The following is a 24,133-nucleotide window of genomic DNA, read 5'->3' on the forward strand; positions in this document are numbered from 1 at the left end:
CTTTCAATGGATTTCCGGCTATTGGGCCGCTGAAAACCAGAATGATACCGCATACCTCCCCGAGCCCCCCGAATCGGTTGAAGTGGGGCCCAATGTCACTGCCCCCTCACCGGACTATACCTGGATACCCGGCTGTTGGGTATGGTCGTATGGACGGTATGCCTGGCAACCCGGTTACTGGGCGGTCATGCGGCCGGACCGGGTCTGGGTGCCCGCCCACTACGTGTGGTCGCCCAGGGGCTATATCTTTGTCGGAGGATACTGGGATTTTGCTGTTGCCAATCGAGGCGTGCTGTTTGCACCGGTTTCCTTCGGCATCGGTGTGACCGTGGGACCTGGCTTCTATTTCATGCCGTCGTTTATGATCGACCTGAGGGTCTTTTCCGACTGTCTCTTCTGGAGTCCAAGGTATCGCCACTACTATTTTGGAGATTATTATGCGCCCAGATATTATCAAAGAGGCATATACCCATGGTTTTCTCCCCACGCGAGGCGTCACGGGTATGATCCTATTTATGCGCATCAGCGGTGGCGGCATCGACACGACCGCAACTGGGAAAAAAATCTGCATGCAACATATCAGGCGCGTCGGAAATATGAGGCGGCCAGACCCCCGCGAACCCTTTATGATCCCAGGAAACCGATGGTCTCAAAGGCCTCCGGCCATACGTATAAAGCCCCTTTTGTTCCCGTGACAAAAAGCAGAGAGGGGATGTCGAAATTCACACCGTTGAGCAGGACCGAGCGGGCGCAGTTTGAAGCCCGTGGAAAACAGGTCCGCGAACTCGGCAATCAGCGGCTGAAACTGGAATCCCACGGCCCGGCCAGACCCCCCTCAGGGGGTTCAAAGGGAATCGCGCCAAACAGGGTGAAACTCCCTAAATCCCCTATCGCAGGAAGGCCGACCGGTCCGGCACCCACAAGGATGGCACCGGCGGGTCGTAATAACGTCCCTCACCCGGGTCCCACAGTCGGTTCTCCGCAAAGGAGCCGTTCCGGGACCCCCGGGACTTCAAACAGAATGGAGATGGACAGGAGAACCCTGCCTAAAGCTCCATCAGTATCAAGACAGGCTGGTCCGGCACCCACAAGGATGGCACCGGCGGGTCGTAATAACGCCTCCAACCCGAATCCCGCGATCGTTCCTCAGCAAAGCAGATCCTTCGGGGGTGGGGAGCGGCACATCAATGCCAGACCCGCTGACAGGGGTAACAGATCAGGATTTCCGGGCAGATAGCAGATTCCACATCATGGGGATAAGCCTATGAGCCCCATGGGAGGACTGCCGATCCAAACTTGACGGTCTCCTAAAAAACCTTCCATACCTTTTTGGTCGCGGCCATGCCGCGTTGGGAAGATGCGGAGAGGGGTGTTGAGCAGCTGATTCTCGGGCGATCATGTAACGCTTCCTAAGGACCTGCAGGAAGCTAACAGTGGTTGAGACTTGTCAATCTACAAGAGATGAAGATACTTCAAATTCCGGGGTTTGGATCTGAGGAGGCATATCCGGCCACATATCATCGCAAAAACGGGCCTCTATTTTATAGCGGCCGGTTTTTAAATCCATCGGCAGCTTCCATTCGATGATGTTCATTTCATCAATATTTCCAAACCCCACACAACGATCTCCTTGGGAGATGTTGAAATCAGGTATGAAATTCCGTCGATGTTGAATTCCATGCTGATGGTCTTGACGGATTAGGGAAAATTCAGAAGCTACCCGAACGGGAAAAGCCGTCACTCGAATAAATTGAAGCGTAACAATCATTCCCGGCCGATATATATCATAATCGGTTATAATTCCGATGAGTTTGTTGTCATCGGAAATTCCGGTTCCCACGCCTGACGTGGTTTCATCCCAGAATCGGGCCGGTCCCACATCAATATGAACCACATCCCCATGGTAATACCCTGCACCGCCGAATTTAAGCGCCTTAACATAATTCCACAGGGTTTCGGCGTTTACCCCCTGAATCTTGAGGTCCGCCGCCATGCCGGACTGGTGAAGGCTGGCCTTGGCCGCAAGGTACCCTTTTCCCCGAAGCATAGTATTGTATTCCGGCCTTCGATAGCCGGAGGTGATGGTGATTTTCGCACCCCTGTGTAACCGGTCTTCCAGATAATCGATAAACTCGATAAGTCTGAGGGAAAGTCCCATTCGTGGAGGTTCACAGGGAGCGCCGAATACCTGAGAGATCTCCTTAAGCGCCTTTCCATCATAGCGCCCCCGCCCCTTGCGGTAAGTGCCTGAAAAGGAGGTATCGGTGTTTTCACTATGCAAGGTGATCTTGCCGTCACCGGAAAAAAAATACCGGCGCATATCCGGGCGTTGTTCAAGCGCCCACGACCATGATGGCAAGGTCATCGTCAGTATCAATACTACTGCAAATCCTGCCGCATGTTTTCTTAGGGGTTTGATCAAGTACATCTGTATTCTCCCTGAGCATCCGATTGGGGTCATAATCCTCTTCGGACCCTTACAAGACCTTCAACTGACCCCTGGATTTATCAAGGAGCCTGAGGAAGGCCCAGGCTGGAGGCGAAAGATCCTTGCGGTTTCGGTATCCGATACCAAATTCAATTACGGGGAAAGAACCGAAAGATGAACCTACCCCTTACGGCCCAGGGTGCCCCAGATTCCCCCTGCAAGTATAAGACCTCCGAAAACGAAATGGGGCATGCCGAGGGATTCCTGCAAAAAGAGCGCCCCCATCACCACGCCATAGAGCGGAAGGGTGTTGTAGAAAACCATGGCTCCCCCTGCCCCCAGGGTCTGAACCGCCCGGTTCCAGCACCAGAAGCCGATGATGGTGGGGACCACGCAGATGTGGAGAATGGCGGCGATAGTCTCCGGCCGCAGGTTGAGGGGGAGGTGGCGGTATTCGAAAAACGCCGCGGCAATCAGGAGGGGGAGTCCCAGAAAACCGGAGAGGGCCGTGGCCGAGACCGGCGAACGGTATCGCATGACGCGCCGGCCGAACACCGAATAGAAGGCCCAAACCACGGCGGCAGCCAAAAGGATCAGGTCGCCCCCATTGAAATGGAGGTGGATCAGAAACCTGAGGGACCCGCCGGAGATCAAGCCCACCACCCCGATCAGGCCCAGGATCGCGCCTGTCATCTGCCCTCGGCTCACCGGCTCCTGGATGATGAGACCGGCGATGAGCGCGGTGATCAGGGGGGAGAACCCCTGGATCAGCGAGCAGTTGACCGCTGTCGAGTAGCGAAGCCCCAGATAGAGGAGCGGGCTGAAAAAAACCACCCCGGCCAGGCCCATGGCCAGGAGCCACCATTTGTCGCGGCCGTAACGCCATTCGTCGGGAGACCGCCCCCTGAGCAGATATCCGAAAAAGGCTGTGGCCACGGTGAACCGAAGCGCGGTGAGCGTCAACGGTCCCACATCGTCCCGCAGCCAGCGACCCAGCGCCGCATTGCTCGCCCAGGACAGGGTGGCCAGATTGACCAGACATACCCCCCAGATTTTGGCCCGCCAGGATCCGGAAACGCCCATCGCCCCACCTACCTATCAGAATACCTTCCTTATGCTGGAGACTTCAGATCACAACCTCGACACCTTTTCTTGAAACCTGAGGAAGCCTGCGGCCGTGTCCTCCGGCCTTTCGATCATCGGCGCATGGCCGGTGTTCTTCATCACCACGAGTTCCGCATCGGGCATGACGGATTTGAGGATCTCACCGCCTGAAACGTCCAGGAGGCGATCATGGTCACCCCAGGTGATCAGCGTGGGAACAGGCAGCCCTTTCAAGACTCCTTCCAGCGCCAGGCGCCCCTCTTGGATTTCTTTGAAAACCTTTGCGTTAAAGGCGCGATGTTGAATGGCGTGTCGTGTCAAATATCGTTTGATGGATCGAGGGATGGCGGGCCGCTTCACGAACACAAAGTCCAGAAGCCTATCGTAGTCCTCCGTGTTATCGACCAGCAGGGGGTTTTCCCCTTTCTTCACCAGTTCACCCAGCTCGCTCGTTTTTGCCGACAGGACCCCGCCCGGCGCCAGGAGCCACAGGGTCTTGACATCCTGGGGATATCTGGCCGCAAAGACGCCGGCAATCTGACCGCCCATGGAGTTTCCCCCCAGATGAAACGATTTCAGGTGAAGGGCCAGAACGAAATCGTGAACGCGCGCCACCTGGTTGGATATCCCATACCGCATGGAAAGGTCCCGGTTGCTCTCTCCGAATCCCGGAAGGTCAGGGGCGATGACCGTAAAATGGGGTGTGAGATACTTGGCTATCCGCACCCAGTGGTTTTTATCTCCACCGAATCCGTGCAGCAGGACCAGCGGCTCTCCGGTGCCGCCCGTGAGGTATGGCATTGGATGGCCCTTGACCTGGATCTCTTTTTGTTCCAGTCCGGCCGCACGCTGTTGGGCCTTGAGAGCCAAAGCAAGAGGTACTTGAGGAAACAAAAAATAGATCGCCAGCAGCAGCAAGGGGATCGCCAGCAGGGCAGCAATGAGAATCCTTTTGCGTCTCTTCTTCATCGGTTTTCTCCTTGTCCCGGTCCTTTTACAGCCAAAGCCTTGTCGCAGTCATGCCCCCCACCGCACCCCGTGCCCGGATCACGGGATATGGAGCAGAAACACAAGGGTACACTCATCTCAAAAGGCCTGCAATATCAAAAGCGATGTTCCATCCCCACGATTTCCACTATTGCAGCGGTACAGCCGCAGCCGGAAAGACGTGGCGCAAAGTCCAAAAGTCTTCCTGGCACGTGGGGTCTCTTGCGCCGGTTGCAGGGAAACAAAAGCCCGCAACAGGCTTCTTAGCAGGAGCTTAAACTGCGCCTCGTTTCAATATGCCGTTGAACTCGGAGCCGTTTTAGGGTATCCTGCCGCCAACTTCAAAGAAGGAACGGTCCCTAAATCCCTCTCGTGAAGCGGCCATACCGTGAACCAGGGAGTTTTAATCCACTTCTTCCGGAGCAACATTGATGGAGTTTTTTTTCAGGCCCCGCGGGGTGGCCATTGTAGGCGCCACCACTAATCGTGAAAAAGGGGGCTATCACATAGTGTACAATGCCAGGCAGGGATTCAAGGGTAAAATCTATCCCGTGAACCCGCGCTACCGGGAGATCGACGGGATCCCCTGTTTTCCCTCTATCATGGATGTCCCGGATCCGGTGGACATGGCCATCCTCTTTGTTCCGGCCCCCGCGGTCCCGGACCTGGCGGCCCAGTGCGCCCGCCGGGGAATCCGGGGCATTATCGTAGAGTCGGGCGGTTTTTCCGAGGTCGGACCGGAAGGACGGTCTCTCCAAAAACAGTTACGCCGTATCGTCGCGGACACCGGGCTCCGGGTGTGGGGGCCCAACTGTATGGGCATTATCGACACCGCCGCAAAAACGGTCTTTTCCTTTGTCTCTCCCTCCATATGGGAAGACCCCCTGGTGCGGGGCGGCGTGTCGCTGGTGGTTCAGAGCGGCATGCTTTCCGGCGGCTTTCTCATGGATGCCATGACCCATGGGGATGCGGGGTTCAGCAAGGTCTGCTCTCTGGGCAACAAGGTCGACGTGAACGAGTGCGACATCCTCCCCTCTCTCCTCGACGACCCGGACACAGAGGCCGTAGGGCTCTATCTGGAATCCTTTGCGGACGGACGTCGCTTCATGGAAATCTGCGCCGCCTCGAACAAACCGGTGGTGGTCCTGAAAGGGGGGAAGAGCGCAGACGGGTCCCGGGCCGCCATGAGCCATACGGCCAGTCTCGCCGGGAATCGATGGGTGGTCAGCGGTGCCCTGGCACAGGCAGGGGTGGTGGAGGCCTCAGATTTCAAACAGATGATCGATCTCTGCAAGGGTCTTGCCCGGGCCTCCGAATGGAAGTCGGGCAATGGCGCCCGCATCGCCGTGGTCAGCTATACAGGGGCCGGCGGAATCCTGTCCGCGGATTTCATGGACGGGACCGGGCTGACCCTGGCGGACCTGTCCCCCGGCACCATCGAGGCACTGAAGACCATTTACCCGCCCTGGATGCCGCCGGGCAATCCCCTGGACCTCTGGCCGGCCATGGAGCGACAGGGACCTTTAAAGGCCTTGGGCGTTGCGTTGAAAGCGGTATGTGCCGATCCCAATGTGGACGGGGTCCTCCTGCATACCTTTGTGGGGGGCGTCATGTCCTATCTGGACCTAAAAGAGGCCTCGGAAATGGCCCGTTCCGCGGGGAAACCCCTCTTTTGCTGGCTCCTCGGACGGAGCGCAGAGTCCAGGGAGTTTAAGGAGTCGGCCCGTCGGCACGGAATTCCCGCATACGGCGAGCTATATCGGACGGTCGAATGCATGGCCGCCCTCTTCAGATATAAACAGACAAGCATCGCGATAAAAACGAAAGAGGTATGAAAAAATGAAAGATGACCGGGGCAGATACTACTACCCCTTTCCACAGAACAAGAAGGTGCGGATGTATGTCCAGGACAAAGACGACATGATCTACTTCAGGCTCTGGAACACAGACGACCCGGAACTGTGGGCACAGCACGGGTGGGTCCCCTATGACGCCATTGTCCAGGCCCAGGCCATGTATAAGCAAAAAAATGATTTCAATCCCAGTCAGGCCTACGATCTGGAAATTGCCAAGGCTTTACTGAAAGAATAACCCATCCGGGTGAGACGTGCCCGCGTGAAACGAGATCTCACGGGCGGATCCTTTTAGCATCTTTGGTTGTAACTTCTCTCCGCCATGAGGAGAAGTTGGTGCCTTATCGGTAAGCACCCATACCTTTTTGGTTGCGGCTGTCAGGCCGTCTTGGGAAATGCCCCCATACACACCCCGAACTGGAGAACGACCCTAATGTTCCGTGATGAAGTCCTTCGGTATCATAAGGAACCCCGACCCGGCAAGATAGAGGTGACGCCCACCAAGCCCTGCCTCTCTCAGTCGGATCTGAGCCTGGCTTACACGCCGGGCGTTGCCATCCCCTGTCTTGAGATCCAGAAAAACGGGGAACTTTCATTTGATTACACCGCCCGGGGAAACCTGGTCGGCGTCATTTCCAACGGCACGGCCGTCCTGGGTCTGGGCAATATCGGGGCCCTGGCCGGAAAACCGGTCATGGAGGGGAAGGCCGTGTTGTTCAAACGATTTGCAGACCTGGATGTCTTTGACATCGAGATCGATACCCGTGATCCGGATGAATTTATCCGCACGGTGGCGCTGCTGGAGCCGACCTTCGGCGGCATCAATCTGGAGGACATCAAGGCGCCGGACTGCTTCTATATCGAGGAAGAACTCAAGAAACGGATGGCCATCCCGGTACTCCACGATGATCAGCACGGCACCGCCATCATCTCCGCCGCGGCCCTCCTCAATGCATGCAAGCTGACCGGACGGCGGATGGAAGACCTTCGGCTCGTGGTCAACGGCGCCGGCGCCGCTGCCATGGCCTCTGCCCGGATGTATATTGCCTTGGGCGTCAAAAAGGAAAATCTCTTTCTTGTGGATTCCAAGGGGGTCATCTACAAAGGGCGCACAGAGGGCATGAACCCTTACAAAGAGAAATTTGCCGTTGAAACAGAAAGGCGCACCCTTGAAGATGCGGTCAGGGGGGCGGACGTCCTCATCGGTCTTTCGGTGAAGGGGGCATTCACGCCGGATCTTCTTTTGCTCATGGCCAAAAAACCGATTATCTTTCCGTTGGCCAATCCTGACCCGGAGATCGGATACGAGGAGGCCAAGGCCGCATGTCCGGATGCGATCGTGGCCACAGGCCGGTCCGACTATCCGAATCAGGTCAACAATGTCCTCGGGTTTCCCTTCATCTTTCGGGGGGCCCTGGATGTACGGGCCAGGGCCATCAATCAGGAGATGAAAATTGCGGCGGTCATGGCCCTGGCCCGGCTGGCAAGAGAGGATGTTCCCGATTCCGTTATCCGGGCCTACGGCGGAAATTCGATTCAATTCGGACCGGAATACATCATTCCAAAGCCCCTGGATACCCGGGTCCTCCTTACGGTCGCCCCTGCCGTGGCAAAGGCCGCCATGGAAAGCGGTGCGGCGAGGATCCCGTTGAAGGACGAGAGCAGGTACATCCAGGAACTGGAGGCACGGCTGGGGCCGGAACGGGAGATCATGCGCAAGGTCATTATTCGGGCCCAGCGCAATCCCAAACGCATCGTGCTGCCCGAAGGGAACCACCCGGTCATCCTCCGCGCTGCCCGTCAGGCCGTGCGCCAGAGGATATGCACGCCCGTGCTCCTGGGGAACGAGGAGGACATCCGCGGCCTGGCAGAAACACTGCACCTATCTCTGGACGGCATCGAGATCGAGGACAACCTGAAAAGTCCACACCTGGAGCGGTTTGTGGAAAGCCTGTTTCGGCTCAGATGTCGCAAGGGATGGTCCATGACCGAGACCCGCCGCCAGCTGCGCACACGATATGTCTTCGGCGCCATGATGGTGCACGAAGGCCTGGTGGACGGTCAGGTGCACGGCGTGGCCCGCTCATACCCGGATGCCATCCGCCCGGTGCTGCAGGTAATTCCCCGGCGGGAAGACGTCTCAAAGGTCTCCGGGGTCTACCTCATGATCTCCAAGGGCCGTACCCTCCTCTTTGCCGACACGACAGTGAACATCACCCCCTCCAGCGCCGACCTGGCGGAAATCGCCGTATTGGCGGCTGAACTGGCTCTGTTTTTTGACATACGCCCGCGGGTGGCCATGATCTCTTTTTCCAACTTCGGAAATACGCGCCACCGTGATGCCCATAGGGTCAGAGAGGCTGTTCGGATGGCCCGGGAGAAGAACCCCGATCTGATCATCGACGGCGAGATGCAGGCGGATACGGCGCTGGTCGCTGAGATTCTGGAGAGGGAGTATCCTTTTAATCGTCTGGGAGGTCCGGCCAATGTCCTGATCTTTCCTGAACTGGCCGCCGCCAATGTGGCCTACAAGCTGCTGGATCGGCTGGGTGGCGCCAAGGCGGTGGGCCCGCTTCTGATGGGGATCAGCAAACCCTTTAATGTGCTTCAGCGGGGGGCGGATATGGAAAACATCGTCAATGTGATTGCCGTCACTGTGGCCCAGGCCCAGGATATGGAGATGAGAGGGGCATCTTCAGCCCGATGAACGTCCTTGTCTTTTCTCCTGTGAAGAACCTCGACCCCTGGGAGTTAGACTCATAAGGCCGCCTGTCCCCGATATCCTCAACCAAAAGATATCTGTCGTATCATCGCCATACATGGGGGACCAGCATCCCCTCATTCCGGATGCGCCGCAAACCCGGTACGTTTCCCCTGATAATTGCGATGAGACTGTCTGTCATAGTATTGATAGAGCGAAGATGAACTGGTTCGAATCGAGGATATTGGAAACTAAAGTCCACATCGAAACGATATCAAGACGGACGTCAGCCTATTTTTCTTGACTTACACAAACATTATTTGTAAACAATCGCTTTAGGGGACTTTTTTCTTTGCGGAAATCCTCGCAGGTGGGGTCGGGACCCTTTAAGGCATGTCCGGAGAGGACCTGACCAGCGCATGAATCGGCACGTGAAACGACAAGAACAGGTTGCACCAAGAGCCTTACAGCCACTTATACCCCTATCCATCAAGAGACATCCTGGAGGCGGGCAGCCAATGGCACATATATGCGCAATCGGAGGCGGAAAGGGAGGAAGCGGGAAAACCTTTATCTGTGCGAACCTCGGTGTCGCACTCGCCATGCAGGGTAAAAAGGTGATAGTGATTGATCTGGACCTCGGCGCTTCCAATCTCCATACCCTCGTGGGACAGAACCATCCAAAGACAGGTCTGCACCGTTTTCTGAACAAGTCGGTCAAGGACCTGTCGCTCACTGCCGAACCGACCGATATTCCGGGGCTTTTCCTAATCAGCTCGTTGCGGTGTTCCCTGGAGGCAGCCAACCTGTTTTACGCCCAAAAGCAGAAGATCGTCAGGGCCATCGGCCAACTCCCGGGAGATATTGTCTTGCTTGACCTCGGCGCAGGAACAGCCTATAACACATTGGACTTCTTCCTGGCCGCCCATCAAGGCCTGTTCGTCCTTACGCCCGAGCCTACTTCCATCCAGAATACCGTTCAATTCATCAAGGCAGTCTACCTGCGGAAGTTGAAGCACATCCTCAAACAGAATTCCTTTACGAACCTGACAAAAGAGATTGCAGATGAATCCAGCGACAAGGTGGTGAGTTCCCCGCTCGACATTGTGGACAGGGTCATGAAAAGCGATCCTGAAAGGGCCGGGTATCTGGAGGGAGAGCTTAACAGGTTTACCTTCAGCCTCATCCTGAACCAGCATCGGGGTCATATCGATATGAATCTTGGAAAAAAGATCGAAAAGGTATGTAACCGGCACTTCTATTCGCAGTTCAAATTCCTGGGAAATATCGGTTATGACGAACGGGTATGCAAATCCATCACAGGCCAGAAGATATTTGTTGTTAAATATGCCTACACCTCTACGGCAACAGACTTAAAGAATCTGTCCACCCATGTCATGGCGGCCAGCGCCAAACAACCCGCGATCAACGAAAAATATGCACAAATTTGAAGATCTGAATTACTACGAACTCTTCGAAATCCCTGTCAATGCCTCCCATTTTGAAATCAGACAGGCCTACCGCAACGCCCTCTCCATTTATGGGGATGATTCAACTATTGCCCACTCCTTTTTTACCACAGAAGAAAGGACAAAGATATTGGAGCGGATCGAAGATGCCTTTTCCACACTGATTAACGACACCGAGAGGGAGGCGTACGACAAGGGCCTCGTGGCCAAGAAGATTATCGATTCATCCTCTCTTGCCATAAAGCGGAAAAACGTCCCGACACCCCTGTTCTCGTCCAAAAGCCGCGGAGGGGACGCCGTTTCCAAGAAGATAAAGAGGGCGATCAAGGAAAGAAATCTACAAGGACTCGTGGATGAAATTCTTTCATCCGAGGCCATCTCTGGAAATCATCTCCAGAGGCTGAGGGTTGCCGTGGGTATAACCATCGACGATGTGTTCGAAGTCACACGGATCAGTGTGGCCACACTTAAGGCCATTGAAAATGACCACATCGAAAGCCTTCCCCCAACGGTATATCTTCGGAATTTTTTGAAGGCCTACGCAGAACTTTTCGAGGCAGACGCCCAAAAGATCATTGCCGGATACCTCAAAAGTATCGAACGTATCCGTGGGTCTTCATGAACCATAGATGTTTCCCGATGGTGTTAAAGCTCCGGTTGCGAAAAGACCGGGGCCCGGGTCAGGAGAGATTTCCCCCTATGGGTGAGAACCTGTTTCTGCCAACACCTCTTGCGGTCATGGGAGGGTGCTCACATCCCAATCCCTGCATTTTTGTGACAGGCGCGACAGGAGGTCCATGGCCTGGGTTGCTGCATCCGCTGTCATGGTACCCATGCCGCATGCAGGCGTGAGCAGGGACCGGCGGGCGACCAGATCCATATCCAGGCCCCACTCATGGATATGCAGGAACCCCTCCCTGAGACCTGAAAACAGACCCTCCACCGATTCCTCCCCAATAAAATCGGCCGTGGGGACAACCCCCCAGGCAATAAACCCGCCCCCTTGGATGAACCGAATTACAGGATCCTTATACAAGAGGAAGTGATCCATATATTCCACGGCATCAAAATTAACGATGTCCGGACCCGCCTCCAGCACCATGGACCAGTCCGTATTCCCGCAGCAGTGTATCCCGATCAGGACATCAATGTTTTCCCTGAGGTAATCGATAACCATTCGAAGCATATCAACGACCTCGTGGCGTTGCACCGGAGAGAAGGCCGAGCCGAACCCTGACAGATAAGGCTCATCCAGGAAAATGACCGGCCGTTTTCCCGAACCGGCCAGTCTTCTCGCCTGCCACAGGGCCTTGATGGCCAATCCTTTGGTCATGGCCTCTGAAAGCTCCGGATCATAGAGGATCGGCTTGCCGTTCAGATCTTTCACGCCCGCCGTAAAGGTGACCGGGCCGACGGTCTGGCCCTTGATATAGGGACCGCACTTCCCAGCATATTCCTCGACAATGTCCAAGAGGGCGTAGAGACCGGGAGCAACCTCCCGGCTGACGGCAAAGGCCTCCACATCCCGGGCAAAAAACCGTTCATAGAACGACACCAGTTCGGTTTCCCTAGAGTCGGATGGGGATATGGACAAGGACCTTTGTTCTGCATTTACCTGCAGGAGGGGGAGGCCCTCGCTATATTGAATGATCATATCCTCCAGATGACTCCGTTTCACGAACTGGGGCCAGAACGGCATAAAGGGCGCCCACCCGCATATCTCCCGGCAAGTCCCTTCAATATCCTGAAATGGCACACTCCCGATGCCGGTGGCCATAAATCTCAAATCCGGCCAGTCATGAGGCATATCTTATCTCCCTGATCCTGGGGAGCCAACGCTCCAGGATGGTGATCAAGCGGTCTTCTTGACTTCGGGCGGCCGACGGCCGCTTCTCTTCAAACCCCTCTGATTCGCTTAACATCCCTTTCAACTCATTCAGCCGTCTGAGAGACTCGCGATCCGTGGGATTGCTGCTGAGGACTTTTTCATACGTATGGATGGCAGCATCTATCCGCCCTTGGGAATAGTAGAGTTCGGCAATAGTGGGCGACGCAAAATCCACCAGTGCATCCTCGTAATCATCCCCCGCCGTGGCAAAATCCTCTTCAGGGTCCTCAATCTCAAACACCGCCTCCTCCGGAAGGAGGGCCGCCTCCATTCGCTTCAAGGATGCCATTGCTTCAGGGTGATCCGGATAATGGGCCAGATAGCGTCGAAGCATATCCGTTGCTTCTGAATATCTCTGCTGTTTTTCGTAGATCCCGGCCAATGACCGGTAGACAGGGGCCAGTGTATCGATCATGGATACGACCTTCTCGAATTCGCTCCCGGCCAGGGTGATAAACCCCATCTCGGCATAGGATTCCGCCAGCAGGGTCCTGAGCCGGATATCATCGGGATACTGACTCAGAAACCGGATGCACGTCCGGACCACCTCGCCTGAACGCCCCTCCGCTTTCATCCGGGAAAGGATGAGGAAGAGGGAACCTGCAGAGGGTCCACGGCTCAAGAATTCATCTAAAAAATCATTGCTTTCGGCCATCTTGATCGATGCTCCTTTCCGGAGGGGGGGTCTCATCAACGGCGCCGCTCGATTCGTTGTCGAATCTGTAGACGACCTCATTCTCCTTTATGAGATTCAAATTCCTTCTGGCCACCGTTTCCAGGTATTGCATATCCGTACGCAGGAGATGTACCTCATTTAAAAGCGCCTGATTTTCCGCTGCAAGTTTATGGATCCTCTCGATACAGGTCTGCCGCTCCGCCTCACTTCGATACAGGCGGACAAACCCACCCTCTCCAAACCAAAGCCAGGCGGCGCTGAGCAAGGCCAGAAAGAGGACGATAAACGGAATTTTAAGGAGCTTTTTGATATTGGGGCGCAACTTCTCAGGTGCCTCCGCAAATCACTTTTCCCTGTCCAAAGGATCATTCCCCAATCGTTTCTTGACCTCATTCTTGGTGAAACCTTCCACGGACATGAATTGTGAATTGTCCACCATGAGTTCAACTCGACACCACATCCGCAGATTTATCCCCTGTCCCGTGGACCGGGAGACCTCTTTTTCAAGAAGACGAATTTCGGCAGGGTTGAGTACCCTAGGCCCCACGACCTCTGCCAACACATGCCATGTCTTCTCCCTTTTCTCCGCATCGATATTAGGGGCGAACATATTGGGGAAGCGCTCAATGAGGGTCTTGACCTCGCGCTCGAGCTTCTCCCGGGTGTGAGCTTCCTGTTCAGAGCTCTTGCCGAAATGGGCCCTGCCGTAAAGGACACGGCCCTTGCCGCTGATATCGGTGACGTCACTGGAACGGATCAGCAGCCGTACGTTAGGGTCCTCCAGCCTCTCCCGTATCCCCTTCTCGAACCCGGCCACCTCAAACGGCGTAATATGGCGCGAACCCTGCAGCCCGGCCACGAGGATAGATTCATGGGGAAGGTCGACAATGTCAAGGGAATCAAGATCCAGATGCGTACCCCGATAATCCTCCAACAGCTCCCGCAGGACCTGCTCCGCAAGCTGCAACCGCTTCACTTTGGGATCCAGTTTCGTGGATATGAATTCGCCGTCCAGATTGCGGCCCACCACACAGCTTGTCGAACCCGTTGATGAAATGTCCTTGCTGATGCGACATCTCATGATCAGGTTTGTCTGTAATCCCAGGTCCTGAGCGAGTCTGTCTTGCATCTCCTTAATCTTCTTCGGGGACAGGACCCGCGGCGTTGTCACCAGGGCCAGGATATCGATGTTCCCCTCTTTCCGCTTGTATACAATTTCGTCGACCGAGGTGCCCGGCTCCATAGCCAGTTCGGTTTTTAACCCCCCCTCTATGGCCTTGGTGGTGCGCCTATCCCCCACAATCCCCACCAATGCGTGGGTAAGGAGGATTGTGACGAATATCAAACCGATGACCGGTCCTGAAAACCGTTTCAGGACCTTCAGTTTCGAACCCATCTCCTCTGAACTGACAAAACCGGCAACAATGAACAATACGGCGGAAATGGCCAGGATCGCCAAAAAATTGGCAAAAAAGAGGAGAAAGGCACCCCATGCCCCCTCAAAGGCGCGAAAGGCGATACACAACCCGCTGACAGCAAGCGGCGGGACCAGTGACGTTGCCATTGCAATCCCGGGCAACACAGGGCTGATCCGTTCGTCAATCATGGCCAGGCAGCCTGCGGTACCGGCCAATGCCGCCACGAGGAGGTCCAATAGCGTCGGACTGGTGCGGGCAAGCATCTCGGGCGTCACCTCCTGCGCAAACGGAAAAAGCCCCAGTATGGCGGCTGCCCCGATAGCGATAAGGACCCCTCCGAATTCGGCGACAAGGGCGTTGCGCAGGAGGGTCATATCTCCCCGGACGAGGCCGAGAGATATCCCGAAGATCGGCGTCATGAGGGGAGACACCAGCATGGCCCCGATAACTACGGCAGGACTGTTGATGAGAAGACCAAAGCCTGCAATAAGCACGGATATGCCCAGGAGGAGATAATAGGCCGCCTTTGGCGTGGAGCCGACGGTGATGTCCTCACGAACCGTCTCTTTCCGGCACTCAGTGACAGAAAGGAGATCGATAAATGAATCCGTGATAAGTCTCTTGGTTCGAATGAAAGGATCGGAAAACGAACCCGAAAGCCTGACCCTTCTCCTGTCGTCATTATTGCATGAGGGCTCGGGTGTGTCCATGGGTCACTGTGGCCTCATCGAATCAGCGTCTGCGCAAAAAACATGGTTAGAATCTGTTAAAGATGGCAGCATCGCGACCTTCTCTGTCAGGATCTGAGCATTCGGGGGCCTGAATCACGTCCTCCTGGGAAGGCGATTTCTCAGGAGCGGGTTCCGAAAGGGGCGATGGGGCCACAGCCGCAGGTTTTGTTGGAAGGGATTCGGACGGAGGAGGTGTCTTCCACAGGAGATGGGCATTGTTCACCCACCCTGTCTGGCCGGTACTTACAACCCTCACATGGGCAAACCCCTTTTCCAATTTGTCCCTCACAACCTTCTCATGTAAAGGGAGTGCGGCAATGCAGGCTTTAGAGAATCTGGGCTCGGGGAATAGCTTCAGCCCCGCCAGTCCCACATAAAACGTCTCGGGACCTTTGGATGTGTCTAGAGCGCCCGATGTCTTGGTAACCGAATCGACCATGACGCACGAGAACAGAAACATGGATGCGATGCCTAAAAAGAACAAAAGAATCGGCTGGCGACGCTTCATGAGGATCTCTCCTGAAAAAGGGAGCAGTTGTCTGAAGATTGACACGTTTCAGGGTATAAGATTCGGGAAAAGCATCATGTATTATAGCTGAAAAACCTTATATCAAAGAAAGACGCAATTCAAGACCAAATTGAAGTAAAACAAAAAAAGCCCCGCACCGGGCGGGGTTTTCAATTCAGATTCAGGTTTCCCGATCAACCCTCCTGGCCGTACAGCTCCTTGACTTTGGCCCTGTCAATCGCCCCATCCTCCAGTTCCGGCAACAGGGCGACAAATTCTACATACTGGGGCTTCTTGTATCTTGCGATCCGTTTTCCCACAAACTCCTTGAGTTCCTGCTCGTCAAGAGACTCCCCCTCTTTGAGCTGGCAGACCGCCTTGATGCCTTCCTTCCATTTGGGGTCCGGGACCCCGAATACCACGGTCTTCAAAACCGCGGGATGCTCCAGAATGGCCTTTTCCACCTCTGCGGGATAGACGTTCTCCCCGCCCGGCTTGATGAGCTCTTTTTCCGCCTTGCGGCCCGCATACCAGAGGAAGCCCTCCTCATCGAATCGTCCCTGGTCGCCGGTATGATGCCAGCCCTCCCTGAAGGTATGGGCGTTGTCTTCGGGAAGGTTCCAGTAGCCCTTAAATACCATCGGGCCTTTCACCGTGATCTCCCCCACCGTCCCCACCGGAACCGGCCGGTCATAATCGTCCACAAGTCTCACCTCTGCCAGGGGCAGGACCCTGCCGGCCGAGCCCGGTCGATCGCTGTAGGGACCGAAGGTGGCCAGGCACGAGGTCTCGGTCTGACCATACAGGACATAAAATGTACCGCCCGTGACCTCCTGATATTTTTCAATGGTCTCAGGGGATTCCAAACCGGCCACCGCCCGCAGGGAGCTGATATCCGCGCCGGTCTTCTCCTGCTGATCCAGGATGGACGATAGGATGGGGGGGAACTCTATCAGAATCGAGGCCTTTTTTTCCGTAATGAGCCTTACCGCCTGTTCCGCATCGAACTTGCTCACATTGAGATTCAGGGCGCCCGCATGAAAGGCGGCCGTCACCATGAAGAGCCCGCCCACGTGAAACAGGGGTAGGATATTGAGATGGACATCTTGGGGGGTCAGATGACAGAGATAATCAAGGTGCATATCGGCACACAGCACATTGCCGTGGCTCAGCAATGCCCCTCTGGGCCGCCCCGCAACGGCCGCGGTGTGGATAATGACAAACCCGTCATCCGTATGGACCTCTTCCGGATCGAATTCATCCCCCTGATCCATCAATGACTGGAAATTTGAAAATTCACCTGATTCAGGCCCTAAATTGAAGTATTTTTCCACGGACGAAAGCCTGTCAGTCAATCCTTTGACAGAAGATTGGAATTCCTTATCTGCAAACACCACCCTCGGCTGACAGTCATTCAGATTATATCCCACCTCATCGGCAGAGAGCCGCCAGTTAATAGGGAGCATAATGGCCCCCAGGGCCGCTGCCGCACCATACAGGAGAAAATATTCAAGGCTGTTCTTTCCCACCGCCCCGATCCGGTCCCCCTTGCGGATTCCGGATTTCTGAAGCCCGCAGGCAAGGCGATCCACCTTTTCTTTATACTCGGAAAAGGTCAGGAGCCGGCCGTCATCCACCTCGTACCAGGCCTCTTTTCCGCCGAAAGCAACGGCATTACGGCTGATCAGGTCATAAAAGGTAAAATCGTATAGTCCCATAATCTTCCTCGCAAAAAAATGCCCCCTGCCGCTGATGAACAGCGGCAAAGGGCCGGATGGGCCAGCAACTATTGTGCCTGGATCTCATAAGGATATGTCTTGGATACGCCGTTGGCTGAAAATGAAAAGGAACATTCGGTAATGTGAACCGGCGTCGTTCCTTCCGGAACGCCCTTCCACCACTTCTCAAGGGCATCCCAGGGGCTTATGCCCTGGGCCTTCAATTCGAACCCGCCGGTCACCAACAGACTCAACAGGGCCGATCGCGCCGTGATCAGGGTGGTCGCCCGGATATGGTCGGTCTTGCCGGCAGGGATCCAGTATTGATCGCTGCTGTTGAAGGTCACCAAGGCGAATTTCTTGTCAAACACCACCGTAAAGGTTATCCCATCCAATAAAATTGGATAAGGGTTCTTGTTCTCCACATTAAACAGAAAGCTCATCGGGAGCATGGCGCCTCTGTCCCCCGCATCTCCCTTGGTGGGCTTTACCGCGGCCGCATAATACCAGTATCCGTCATATTGCGGCACCTCAAATGATTCAAGCGTCACATTGGGCGCAATGAAATTCTTCTCAGTGGGTTTGACCTGGGTAGTGACACAGGACATCAGGGCAACACTCAGACCAAAAATGAGCACGGTCATCAAACCTAGTCTTTTCTTCATAATAGACCTCCATATGGTTGGTTCAGCTCAGCCATCTCTTTCTCCGCTTATAATGCTTTACATCGCGAAAACTCTTTTTCCCCCCGGCCCCCATACCAAGGTAAAAATCCTTGATATCTTCGTTCTGGGCTAACTTTTCAGAGGCGTCATCCATCACAATCCTGCCGGTCTCCATGACATAGGCATAGGGCGCCACCTTCAGGGCCAGCTTGACATTCTGCTCCACCAGAAGGATGGAAATCTTCTCCTCTTGATTGAGCTTGGTGACGATATTGAAGATTTCATGGATGAGCATCGGGGCCAGGCCCATGGAAGGCTCGTCCAGCAGTACCAGTTTGGGCTCGGTCATCAAGGCCCTTCCCACAACGGTCATCTGCTGCTCACCGCCGCTCACAAACCCGGCGGTTTCGCTCCGTTTCTCAATGAGCCTGGGAAAATAGTGGTACACCATCTGAAGCTTGTCCTTGACGGACCCGGTCTTCCTCAGGTGGGCCCCCACCTTGAGATTCTCCTCAACGGTGAGGTGCTCGAACACCTTTCGCCCTTCAATGACCTGGACGATCCCGGCCTTGGCGATCTTTGCGGCCTTTTGGTGATGGATGTATTGTCCTTCATACATAATGCCGCCGTCGGTCACCTCGCCATCCTCGGTCTTCAAGAGCCCTGAAATGGCCTTGAGGGTCGTGCTCTTGCCCGCGCCGTTGGCCCCAAGCAATGCAACGATGCCCCCGCGGGCCACCTCGATCGAGACCCCTTTGAGCACCAGGATGACCTCATGGTACTTGACCTCAATATTATTAATCTTCAGGATTGCCTCTGCATTATCCAAGACCCTACCTCCAGGGGTGATGTTTTCGGTTGTCTACCATCCTAACCACTTGGTTTCCCATAATTCCGGCCATCGTTTCTTGAGGTCTATGTCCTCCACCACCTGGAATTTTCCACCCTTCCACTCCTGAATGCGGCAGCCGGTGGCGGGACGGTGATCGGTTGCGGTAAAGCTGATCGGCGCAGCGCCGAGACCGATGTCATAATTTCTGAGGGTTTCAAACCCCTCCTTCATCATGCCGGGGCCGGAGCCCTTCTTGGTGATATCGATCCCCTTCTTGTCCGCCCGTTTCAGGGCCTCCCAGGTGATCAGGGCATCCCCCCAGGCCTGGACTGTGCGATTGAGCCGTTTTCCCAAAGGTACGCCGGGGCTGTATTTCTCGGCTGAGGAAACAACCAGATCCATATTCTTCACGTCCTGCCCGAAAAAGGCGCACGGCGTGGCACCCATGACCCCTTCCGCCGCCTCTCCGGCCAGACGGGGGAGGTTTTCATCGAATCCCCAGTTATTGACGATCCAGGCGGCGCCCAGCCCGAGGGCATAGGCATCGCGGACCGTGGCCGCCACCGACATGGTGGTGTTTCCATGCCAGAGGAGATCCGGTTTGAAGGTCTTCAGGGCCATGATCTGGCTCTTGGTATCCAGGGCAAAAAGCGATACATCCTGATCCGGGCCCACTTCAAAACCCAGGAGTTCGGCCTGGTCTTTTATGGCCTTGATCGGCGCAGAGCAGTAGGGAGAGGCGAACATGTAACAGCAGGCAAATCTCGGCTTTCTCTTCCCGAAATCCGGATGTTTACTCCATTTCTTGTCAAACCAGGCGGTAATGGCGGATCTGGCATTGGTGGAATAGTCGGATGAAAAGAAGAGGTTGTAAGGGGTTTTCTTCGGGTCTGTCAGGTGCGCGGAATAGGATGCGGACACATAGGGGATCTGATCTTTGTTGACCGTAGGAGAGAGGGCCTCGGTGTCGCCGGTCCCCCATCCCATGATGACGACGTTTCCCATCCGCTTCAACATCTTGTATTTTGTGATGGCCTCGGGAACCCGGTATCCGTAGTCAAACCACGTATACTTGATCTCCTTGCCGTTGACGCCCCCCTGAGAATTGATATATTTATAGGCGTCCGACATGCCGATGGCATAATCCTTGCCCACGTCCGAGGTAGCCCCGGTCGTATCCATAATCCCGCCGACCTTGATCTCTTTGGCCGCGGCGATCGTCGAGACCCCTGCCAGGAAGACCACACCCAGCAACACTACCAACACCTTCAGAGAAATGCTTTTCTTCATAGATTTATCTCCCTTCGCTAATGTGAAAACATCCTGTTACCCTCTGTCATCAAATGAAAAAAGACGGAATCCTTTCACCTCCTTTCGAATCCTGTTTGCGTTGACAAAAACATCCATCCGTCATGTTGATATTTCATATCAGACGCTTTCGAGCGCCCTTTCAAACGGGACCCATTTCTCAGTCTAATAGGAAAAGGGCCATAGGTTGAAGTAGTTCTTTGCCTGCCACCAGCGATAGGCCAATCCATTGGGCTCGTAAATCAGAAAGGCGCAGATGGCCAGACCGAACGCCATATCCTTGATATAGGCGAAATCCATAAGAATTGAGGGGAAATACTCGGCCACGGGGAGGGCCACCATCTGGAGCAGTTCCATGACCACCACCATGAAGATGGACCCGAAGATGGCCCCCTGGATCGAACCGACTCCGCCGATCAGGATCACCCCCACCAGCCAGAGGGACAAGAACCACTGAAAGTGTTCAGGGCTCAAAGCAGCGGTGTTGCACACCCAGAACGCCCCGGCAATCCCTGCCATGAATCCGGCCACAAAGAAGGCCAGGAGCTTGTACCAGACGATATTGATGCCCAGGGTCTCGGCCGCGATATCATTATCCCGGATGGCCACCCAGGCCCGGCCCGGCTTGGAACGGAGCAGGTTGGCCAGAACGATCACCATCAATGTCAGCAGAATGGCCATGAGGTAGTAGACGCTCCGTTCATTGTCAACGACCCACGGCCCTATCTTGATGGTGCCGGGAGGGAGGGAAAAGGCCTGGCCCCTGCCGCCGATCTGGCTGATATACTGGGTCAGTATAAAATCCACGGTGATGAACTGGGCCGCCATGGTGGTCAGGATGAGATAAAAGCCTTTGACCTTTACAGAAGGGAGGCCGAAGAGGACGCTCCACAGCCCTGCCACAATCCCGGCAACGACGATGCTGATGGGATAGGCAAGCCCCGAGTCAAGAAGGGACTGGGGCCAGGGGAACTGTAGTATCAGCATGGTGCTGGTGTAGGCCCCCACCGCAATAAAGGCGGCATGACCCAGGGTGAGAAGACCGGAATATCCGATGAGGAGTTGAACCCCGAGGGCGCCCATGGCCGTATACCCGACCATGGTCCCCACGCTCATCCAATACTCACCGGCAAACAGCGGAATGCCCACAAAGACCGCGAGCAGGAGCAGGATCATCTTTCCCTTGATAAATCGCGTCTGCCACCACCCCTGATCCTCAGCATAATCCTGGTGGTAATCCCCACACGGCAACCATACACTGGACATAGGCTAACCTCGCAATCGTCAAATTTAGGAATTTGGGAATTCAGGAATTAGAAAACGAATTCCTCAATTCCTCCATTCGGAATTTCTTAATTCTGAATTTTAAACTCTCTCAATCCGCTCCCAGCCCCAGAGACCATAGGGCTTGAAGAGGAGAAACACGGCCATAAAGGCAAAAGGGACAATCTCCTTGACCCCGCCCGGAAAATACTGATCGAGATAGGTCCCTGAAAAATTCTGGAGCAGACCGATCAAAATGCCGCCCACAATGGCGCCGGGCACTGAATTGAGCCCTCCCAGGACCACGGCGGGCAAGACCAGCAGCCCCAGATAACCGACCGAGACATTGATGCCGTTGATGTTTCCGAGGAGGGCCCCGCCCACGCCCGCGCTCATGAAGGCAATGGCCCAGGCCGCCGCATATACAAACCGCGCGCTTACCCCCAAAGAGAGGGCGGCGGTCTCATCATCGGCCGTGGCCTGCATGGAAAGCCCCCATCGGGTATACTTGAAAAAGCAGACAAAGATGATCAGCAGGACAATCGACAGGATAAAAGACCAGAGATATACCGGAGATATCTGGAGGAACCCGACCGAGATGGGCTTGATGCTGAACACAGGGGGGGTGAAAACCCTGGTGTCGTTCTGCCATATATATCCCACCAGGCCTTTCAGGAAAAAAGAAAGCCCCACCGTCACCATAATAACGGCCAGAATCGGTTCGCCGATGAGTTTGTCCAGAAAAATCCGTTCCGTGAGGATACCCAAGACAATCCCCACCATCAGGGTCAACAATACGGCAGGGACAAAGGGAATCCCGACGCTGTGAAAGGTATAGCTCACATAGGCCCCGATGATGGTCAGCTCCCCCATGGCCAGATTGAGGACGCCCGAGCACTTGTAGATAAGGACCCATCCCAGTGCCACTAAGGCATAAATCCCCCCCACCATGACGCCAGTGGTCAAAGTCATCAAAAACAGTTCCATTCTCAACTTCCTCCCTGTTTTATTTCCCTGCTCCCCGCTCCCTGCTTCCTAAACATTGATCTTCTGAATATGCAGATCTGTCTTGATCCGCTGCTCTCTTCCATCCTCATAGGTGATCTTCGTGTCCATATGGACGGTATCTGCATCCGAGTAGAGGGCGTTCACAATATCCTTATACCGCTCTCCCACAAAGGCCCGTTTCAGTTTGGACGTCCGTGTCAATTCCTCATCATCGGCATCAAACACCTTGTAGAGGTTCACGAATTTCCTGATCTTGGCCGGCGCAGGGAGGTCCCTGTTGGCCTCCTCAATCTGTTTCTGCACCAGATCGTAGACCTCCGGCTTCTGAGAAAGCTCCATATAGCTGGTGTAGTTGAGCTTTTTGTCATCCGCCCATTTCCCCACCACGGCATAGTCGATGCACATGACAGCCGTGATATACTCCCTCTTATCGCCGATGGCCCAGGCCTCCCCGATAAAGGGGCTGAATTTGAGCCGTGTTTCAAGATATTGGGGCGAAAACGGCCTGCCGTCGGAAAGGGTCATCACGTCCTTGGACCGGTCAAATACCACCAGGTGACCGTCTTCATCAATAAATCCCCTGTCCCCGGAATAGAGCCATCCATCCACAAGGGTCTTCTTTGTGGCCTCCTCGTTCTTGTAATATCCGATAAAAACGGAAGGGCTTTTGGATAAGATCTCCCCTTCTTCGGTGATCCGGACCTCTGTTTCCGGAATCGGGGTCCCTACGGTATCGAACTTGACATCGCCGTCCCGGTGCACTATGGAAATGCCGGCGATTTCCGTCTGCCCGTAGATCTGTTTCAGGTTGACCCCCAGGGCGTGAAAAAACCGGAAATGGTCCGGTCCCATGGCCGCCCCCCCGGTGTAGCAGTGTCGAAGTCGCGACAGGCCCAGATGGTCCTTCAGCTTCTTCTGCATGGTAATGGAGGCGATCCAGGTCAAAAACCTGAGACTCAGGGGCACCGGCTTCTTGTCAAATTTGAGGTTGGCGGCCTTATATCCCACCCTGGTGGCAAATTCGTATACCTTTCTCTTGATCCAGGTGGAATCGATGTACTTGACCTGGACCTGACGCGTCATCCCCTCGTACAGCCTGGGCGGTGCAAACATCACATGGGGGCCGATCTCTCGTATATTCTCCTGGGCGGTCTCGGGTTCTTCCGGAAAGTTGAGGGTATATCCGATCTGCAGACCGCACGATATGGACATCATCTGCTCCCCGATCCAGGCAAAAGGGAGATAGGATACAAAATCGTCTGTGTCATAACAGGGATCGATGGCCATGAGATTCCTCCCCATGGTCAGCATGTTCCAGTGGGTCAACAGCGCCCCTTTGGGGAGGGCCGTGGTTCCGGAAGTATAAAAGAGTAGACAGACATCGTCCCCCGTCCCTTCATTGACCATTTTTTCAAAGAGGTCCGGCTCCTTCTGATCCAGGGCCCTTCCGAGTTCCTGCACCTTCTTGATGCTGATGAGGTAATCCTGGTGGTAGTTTCTCATCCCCTTGGGATCATCCCAGACGATGTTTTGGAGCTTGGGGCAATCATCCTTGATCAACAGGGCCTTGTCCACC

General features: G+C 55.0%; 21 protein-coding genes. 6 read left to right on the forward strand and 15 right to left on the reverse strand.

The window, feature by feature from the left end; translation table 11 throughout:
* The coding region (locus K9N21_21520; GenBank protein MCF8146496.1) for a hypothetical protein at positions 1–1,237 on the forward strand (1,237 nt) is incomplete at its 5' end.
* 210 nt (positions 1,238–1,447) lie between these two features.
* Here K9N21_21520 and K9N21_21525 read toward each other — a convergent pair.
* The 3 genes from K9N21_21525 to K9N21_21535 all read right to left on the reverse strand — a co-directional run bounded on the left by K9N21_21525 (position 1,448) and on the right by K9N21_21535 (position 4,501).
* Positions 1,448–2,428, reverse strand: coding sequence for a DUF882 domain-containing protein (locus K9N21_21525; GenBank protein MCF8146497.1), 981 nt, complete (start codon positions 2,426–2,428; stop codon positions 1,448–1,450).
* A gap of 180 nt (positions 2,429–2,608) precedes the next feature.
* Positions 2,609–3,511 (reverse strand): DMT family transporter, encoded by a 903-nt coding sequence (locus K9N21_21530; protein ID MCF8146498.1) that lies wholly within the window; start codon positions 3,509–3,511, stop codon positions 2,609–2,611.
* A 48-nt stretch (positions 3,512–3,559) separates the two neighbouring features.
* Positions 3,560–4,501 carry an alpha/beta hydrolase gene (locus K9N21_21535; GenBank protein MCF8146499.1) on the reverse strand — a complete coding sequence of 314 codons (942 nt, stop codon included), beginning with the start codon at positions 4,499–4,501 and terminating at the stop codon, positions 3,560–3,562.
* A 449-nt stretch (positions 4,502–4,950) separates the two neighbouring features.
* On the opposite strand from K9N21_21535, the gene K9N21_21540 reads away from it, so the two are divergent.
* The 5 genes from K9N21_21540 to K9N21_21560 all read left to right on the forward strand — a co-directional run bounded on the left by K9N21_21540 (position 4,951) and on the right by K9N21_21560 (position 11,164).
* Positions 4,951–6,354, forward strand: coding sequence for a CoA-binding protein (locus tag K9N21_21540; GenBank protein MCF8146500.1), 1,404 nt, complete (start codon positions 4,951–4,953; stop codon positions 6,352–6,354).
* A 4-nt stretch (positions 6,355–6,358) separates the two neighbouring features.
* The gene (locus tag K9N21_21545) at positions 6,359–6,610 is read left to right on the forward strand and encodes a hypothetical protein (protein ID MCF8146501.1); all 252 of its coding nucleotides are present in this window, start codon (positions 6,359–6,361) and stop codon (positions 6,608–6,610) included.
* A gap of 195 nt (positions 6,611–6,805) precedes the next feature.
* The gene (locus K9N21_21550) at positions 6,806–9,079 is read left to right on the forward strand and encodes an NADP-dependent malic enzyme (protein ID MCF8146502.1); all 2,274 of its coding nucleotides are present in this window, start codon (positions 6,806–6,808) and stop codon (positions 9,077–9,079) included.
* Between the two features lie 512 nt (positions 9,080–9,591).
* Complete coding sequence (locus K9N21_21555; GenBank protein MCF8146503.1) at positions 9,592–10,524, forward strand: AAA family ATPase; 933 nt, start codon at positions 9,592–9,594, stop codon at positions 10,522–10,524.
* A complete protein-coding gene (locus K9N21_21560) occupies positions 10,511–11,164 on the forward strand; it encodes a helix-turn-helix domain-containing protein (protein ID MCF8146504.1) in 654 nt (217 codons plus the stop codon). The genes K9N21_21555 and K9N21_21560 overlap by 14 nt, the downstream gene beginning before the upstream one ends.
* A gap of 114 nt (positions 11,165–11,278) precedes the next feature.
* Here the strand turns inward: K9N21_21560 and K9N21_21565 are convergent, their stop codons facing one another.
* From K9N21_21565 to K9N21_21620, 12 genes are all read right to left on the reverse strand, one after another.
* Positions 11,279–12,349, reverse strand: a complete 1,071-nt coding sequence (locus K9N21_21565; protein MCF8146505.1) for a hypothetical protein — start codon at positions 12,347–12,349, stop codon at positions 11,279–11,281.
* Positions 12,339–13,085 (reverse strand): tetratricopeptide repeat protein, encoded by a 747-nt coding sequence (locus K9N21_21570; protein ID MCF8146506.1) that lies wholly within the window; start codon positions 13,083–13,085, stop codon positions 12,339–12,341. The genes K9N21_21565 and K9N21_21570 overlap by 11 nt, the downstream gene beginning before the upstream one ends.
* Complete coding sequence (locus K9N21_21575; GenBank protein MCF8146507.1) at positions 13,069–13,428, reverse strand: septum formation initiator family protein; 360 nt, start codon at positions 13,426–13,428, stop codon at positions 13,069–13,071. Before K9N21_21575 ends, K9N21_21570 begins: the two co-directional genes overlap by 17 nt.
* A 21-nt stretch (positions 13,429–13,449) precedes the next feature.
* Positions 13,450–15,234: a DUF389 domain-containing protein gene (locus tag K9N21_21580; protein ID MCF8146508.1), complete on the reverse strand. Its 1,785-nt coding sequence runs from the start codon at positions 15,232–15,234 to the stop codon at positions 13,450–13,452.
* A 46-nt stretch (positions 15,235–15,280) separates the two neighbouring features.
* The gene (locus K9N21_21585) at positions 15,281–15,763 is read right to left on the reverse strand and encodes a hypothetical protein (protein ID MCF8146509.1); all 483 of its coding nucleotides are present in this window, start codon (positions 15,761–15,763) and stop codon (positions 15,281–15,283) included.
* Between the two features lie 194 nt (positions 15,764–15,957).
* Positions 15,958–17,481 carry an AMP-binding protein gene (locus K9N21_21590; protein MCF8146510.1) on the reverse strand — a complete coding sequence of 508 codons (1,524 nt, stop codon included), beginning with the start codon at positions 17,479–17,481 and terminating at the stop codon, positions 15,958–15,960.
* 68 nt (positions 17,482–17,549) lie between these two features.
* Positions 17,550–18,146 carry a hypothetical protein gene (locus K9N21_21595; protein ID MCF8146511.1) on the reverse strand — a complete coding sequence of 199 codons (597 nt, stop codon included), beginning with the start codon at positions 18,144–18,146 and terminating at the stop codon, positions 17,550–17,552.
* A 22-nt stretch (positions 18,147–18,168) separates the two neighbouring features.
* Complete coding sequence (locus tag K9N21_21600) at positions 18,169–18,975, reverse strand: ABC transporter ATP-binding protein (protein MCF8146512.1); 807 nt, start codon at positions 18,973–18,975, stop codon at positions 18,169–18,171.
* 33 nt (positions 18,976–19,008) lie between these two features.
* Complete coding sequence (locus K9N21_21605) at positions 19,009–20,268, reverse strand: ABC transporter substrate-binding protein (protein MCF8146513.1); 1,260 nt, start codon at positions 20,266–20,268, stop codon at positions 19,009–19,011.
* Between the two features lie 183 nt (positions 20,269–20,451).
* Positions 20,452–21,552 carry a branched-chain amino acid ABC transporter permease gene (locus tag K9N21_21610; protein ID MCF8146514.1) on the reverse strand — a complete coding sequence of 367 codons (1,101 nt, stop codon included), beginning with the start codon at positions 21,550–21,552 and terminating at the stop codon, positions 20,452–20,454.
* Positions 21,553–21,651: 99 nt separating this feature from the next.
* The gene (locus tag K9N21_21615) at positions 21,652–22,536 is read right to left on the reverse strand and encodes a branched-chain amino acid ABC transporter permease (GenBank protein ID MCF8146515.1); all 885 of its coding nucleotides are present in this window, start codon (positions 22,534–22,536) and stop codon (positions 21,652–21,654) included.
* Between the two features lie 48 nt (positions 22,537–22,584).
* The coding region (locus K9N21_21620; protein ID MCF8146516.1) for an AMP-binding protein at positions 22,585–24,133 on the reverse strand (1,549 nt) is incomplete at its 5' end.

Source organism: Deltaproteobacteria bacterium, assembly GCA_021737785.1.
In the GTDB taxonomy this organism is placed as follows: Bacteria; Desulfobacterota; DSM-4660; order Desulfatiglandales; family Desulfatiglandaceae; genus AUK324.

Excerpts from the sequence above, each read along its gene's own strand:
- K9N21_21580 (MCF8146508.1), bottom strand. The coding sequence starts at position 15,234 with ATGGACACACCCGAGCCCTCATGCAATAATGACGACAGGAGAAGGGTC.
- K9N21_21550 (MCF8146502.1), top strand. The coding sequence starts at position 6,806 with ATGTTCCGTGATGAAGTCCTTCGGTATCATAAGGAACCCCGACCCGGC.
- K9N21_21525 (MCF8146497.1), bottom strand. The coding sequence starts at position 2,428 with ATGTACTTGATCAAACCCCTAAGAAAACATGCGGCAGGATTTGCAGTA.
- K9N21_21585 (MCF8146509.1), bottom strand. The coding sequence starts at position 15,763 with ATGAAGCGTCGCCAGCCGATTCTTTTGTTCTTTTTAGGCATCGCATCC.
- K9N21_21565 (MCF8146505.1), bottom strand. The coding sequence starts at position 12,349 with ATGCCTCATGACTGGCCGGATTTGAGATTTATGGCCACCGGCATCGGG.
- K9N21_21570 (MCF8146506.1), bottom strand. The coding sequence starts at position 13,085 with ATGGCCGAAAGCAATGATTTTTTAGATGAATTCTTGAGCCGTGGACCC.
- K9N21_21560 (MCF8146504.1), top strand. The coding sequence starts at position 10,511 with ATGCACAAATTTGAAGATCTGAATTACTACGAACTCTTCGAAATCCCT.
- K9N21_21595 (MCF8146511.1), bottom strand. The coding sequence starts at position 18,146 with ATGAAGAAAAGACTAGGTTTGATGACCGTGCTCATTTTTGGTCTGAGT.
- K9N21_21610 (MCF8146514.1), bottom strand. The coding sequence starts at position 21,552 with ATGTCCAGTGTATGGTTGCCGTGTGGGGATTACCACCAGGATTATGCT.
- K9N21_21590 (MCF8146510.1), bottom strand. The coding sequence starts at position 17,481 with ATGGGACTATACGATTTTACCTTTTATGACCTGATCAGCCGTAATGCC.
- K9N21_21605 (MCF8146513.1), bottom strand. The coding sequence starts at position 20,268 with ATGAAGAAAAGCATTTCTCTGAAGGTGTTGGTAGTGTTGCTGGGTGTG.
- K9N21_21530 (MCF8146498.1), bottom strand. The coding sequence starts at position 3,511 with ATGGGCGTTTCCGGATCCTGGCGGGCCAAAATCTGGGGGGTATGTCTG.
- K9N21_21555 (MCF8146503.1), top strand. The coding sequence starts at position 9,592 with ATGGCACATATATGCGCAATCGGAGGCGGAAAGGGAGGAAGCGGGAAA.
- K9N21_21535 (MCF8146499.1), bottom strand. The coding sequence starts at position 4,501 with ATGAAGAAGAGACGCAAAAGGATTCTCATTGCTGCCCTGCTGGCGATC.
- K9N21_21545 (MCF8146501.1), top strand. The coding sequence starts at position 6,359 with ATGAAAGATGACCGGGGCAGATACTACTACCCCTTTCCACAGAACAAG.
- K9N21_21540 (MCF8146500.1), top strand. The coding sequence starts at position 4,951 with ATGGAGTTTTTTTTCAGGCCCCGCGGGGTGGCCATTGTAGGCGCCACC.
- K9N21_21615 (MCF8146515.1), bottom strand. The coding sequence starts at position 22,536 with ATGGAACTGTTTTTGATGACTTTGACCACTGGCGTCATGGTGGGGGGG.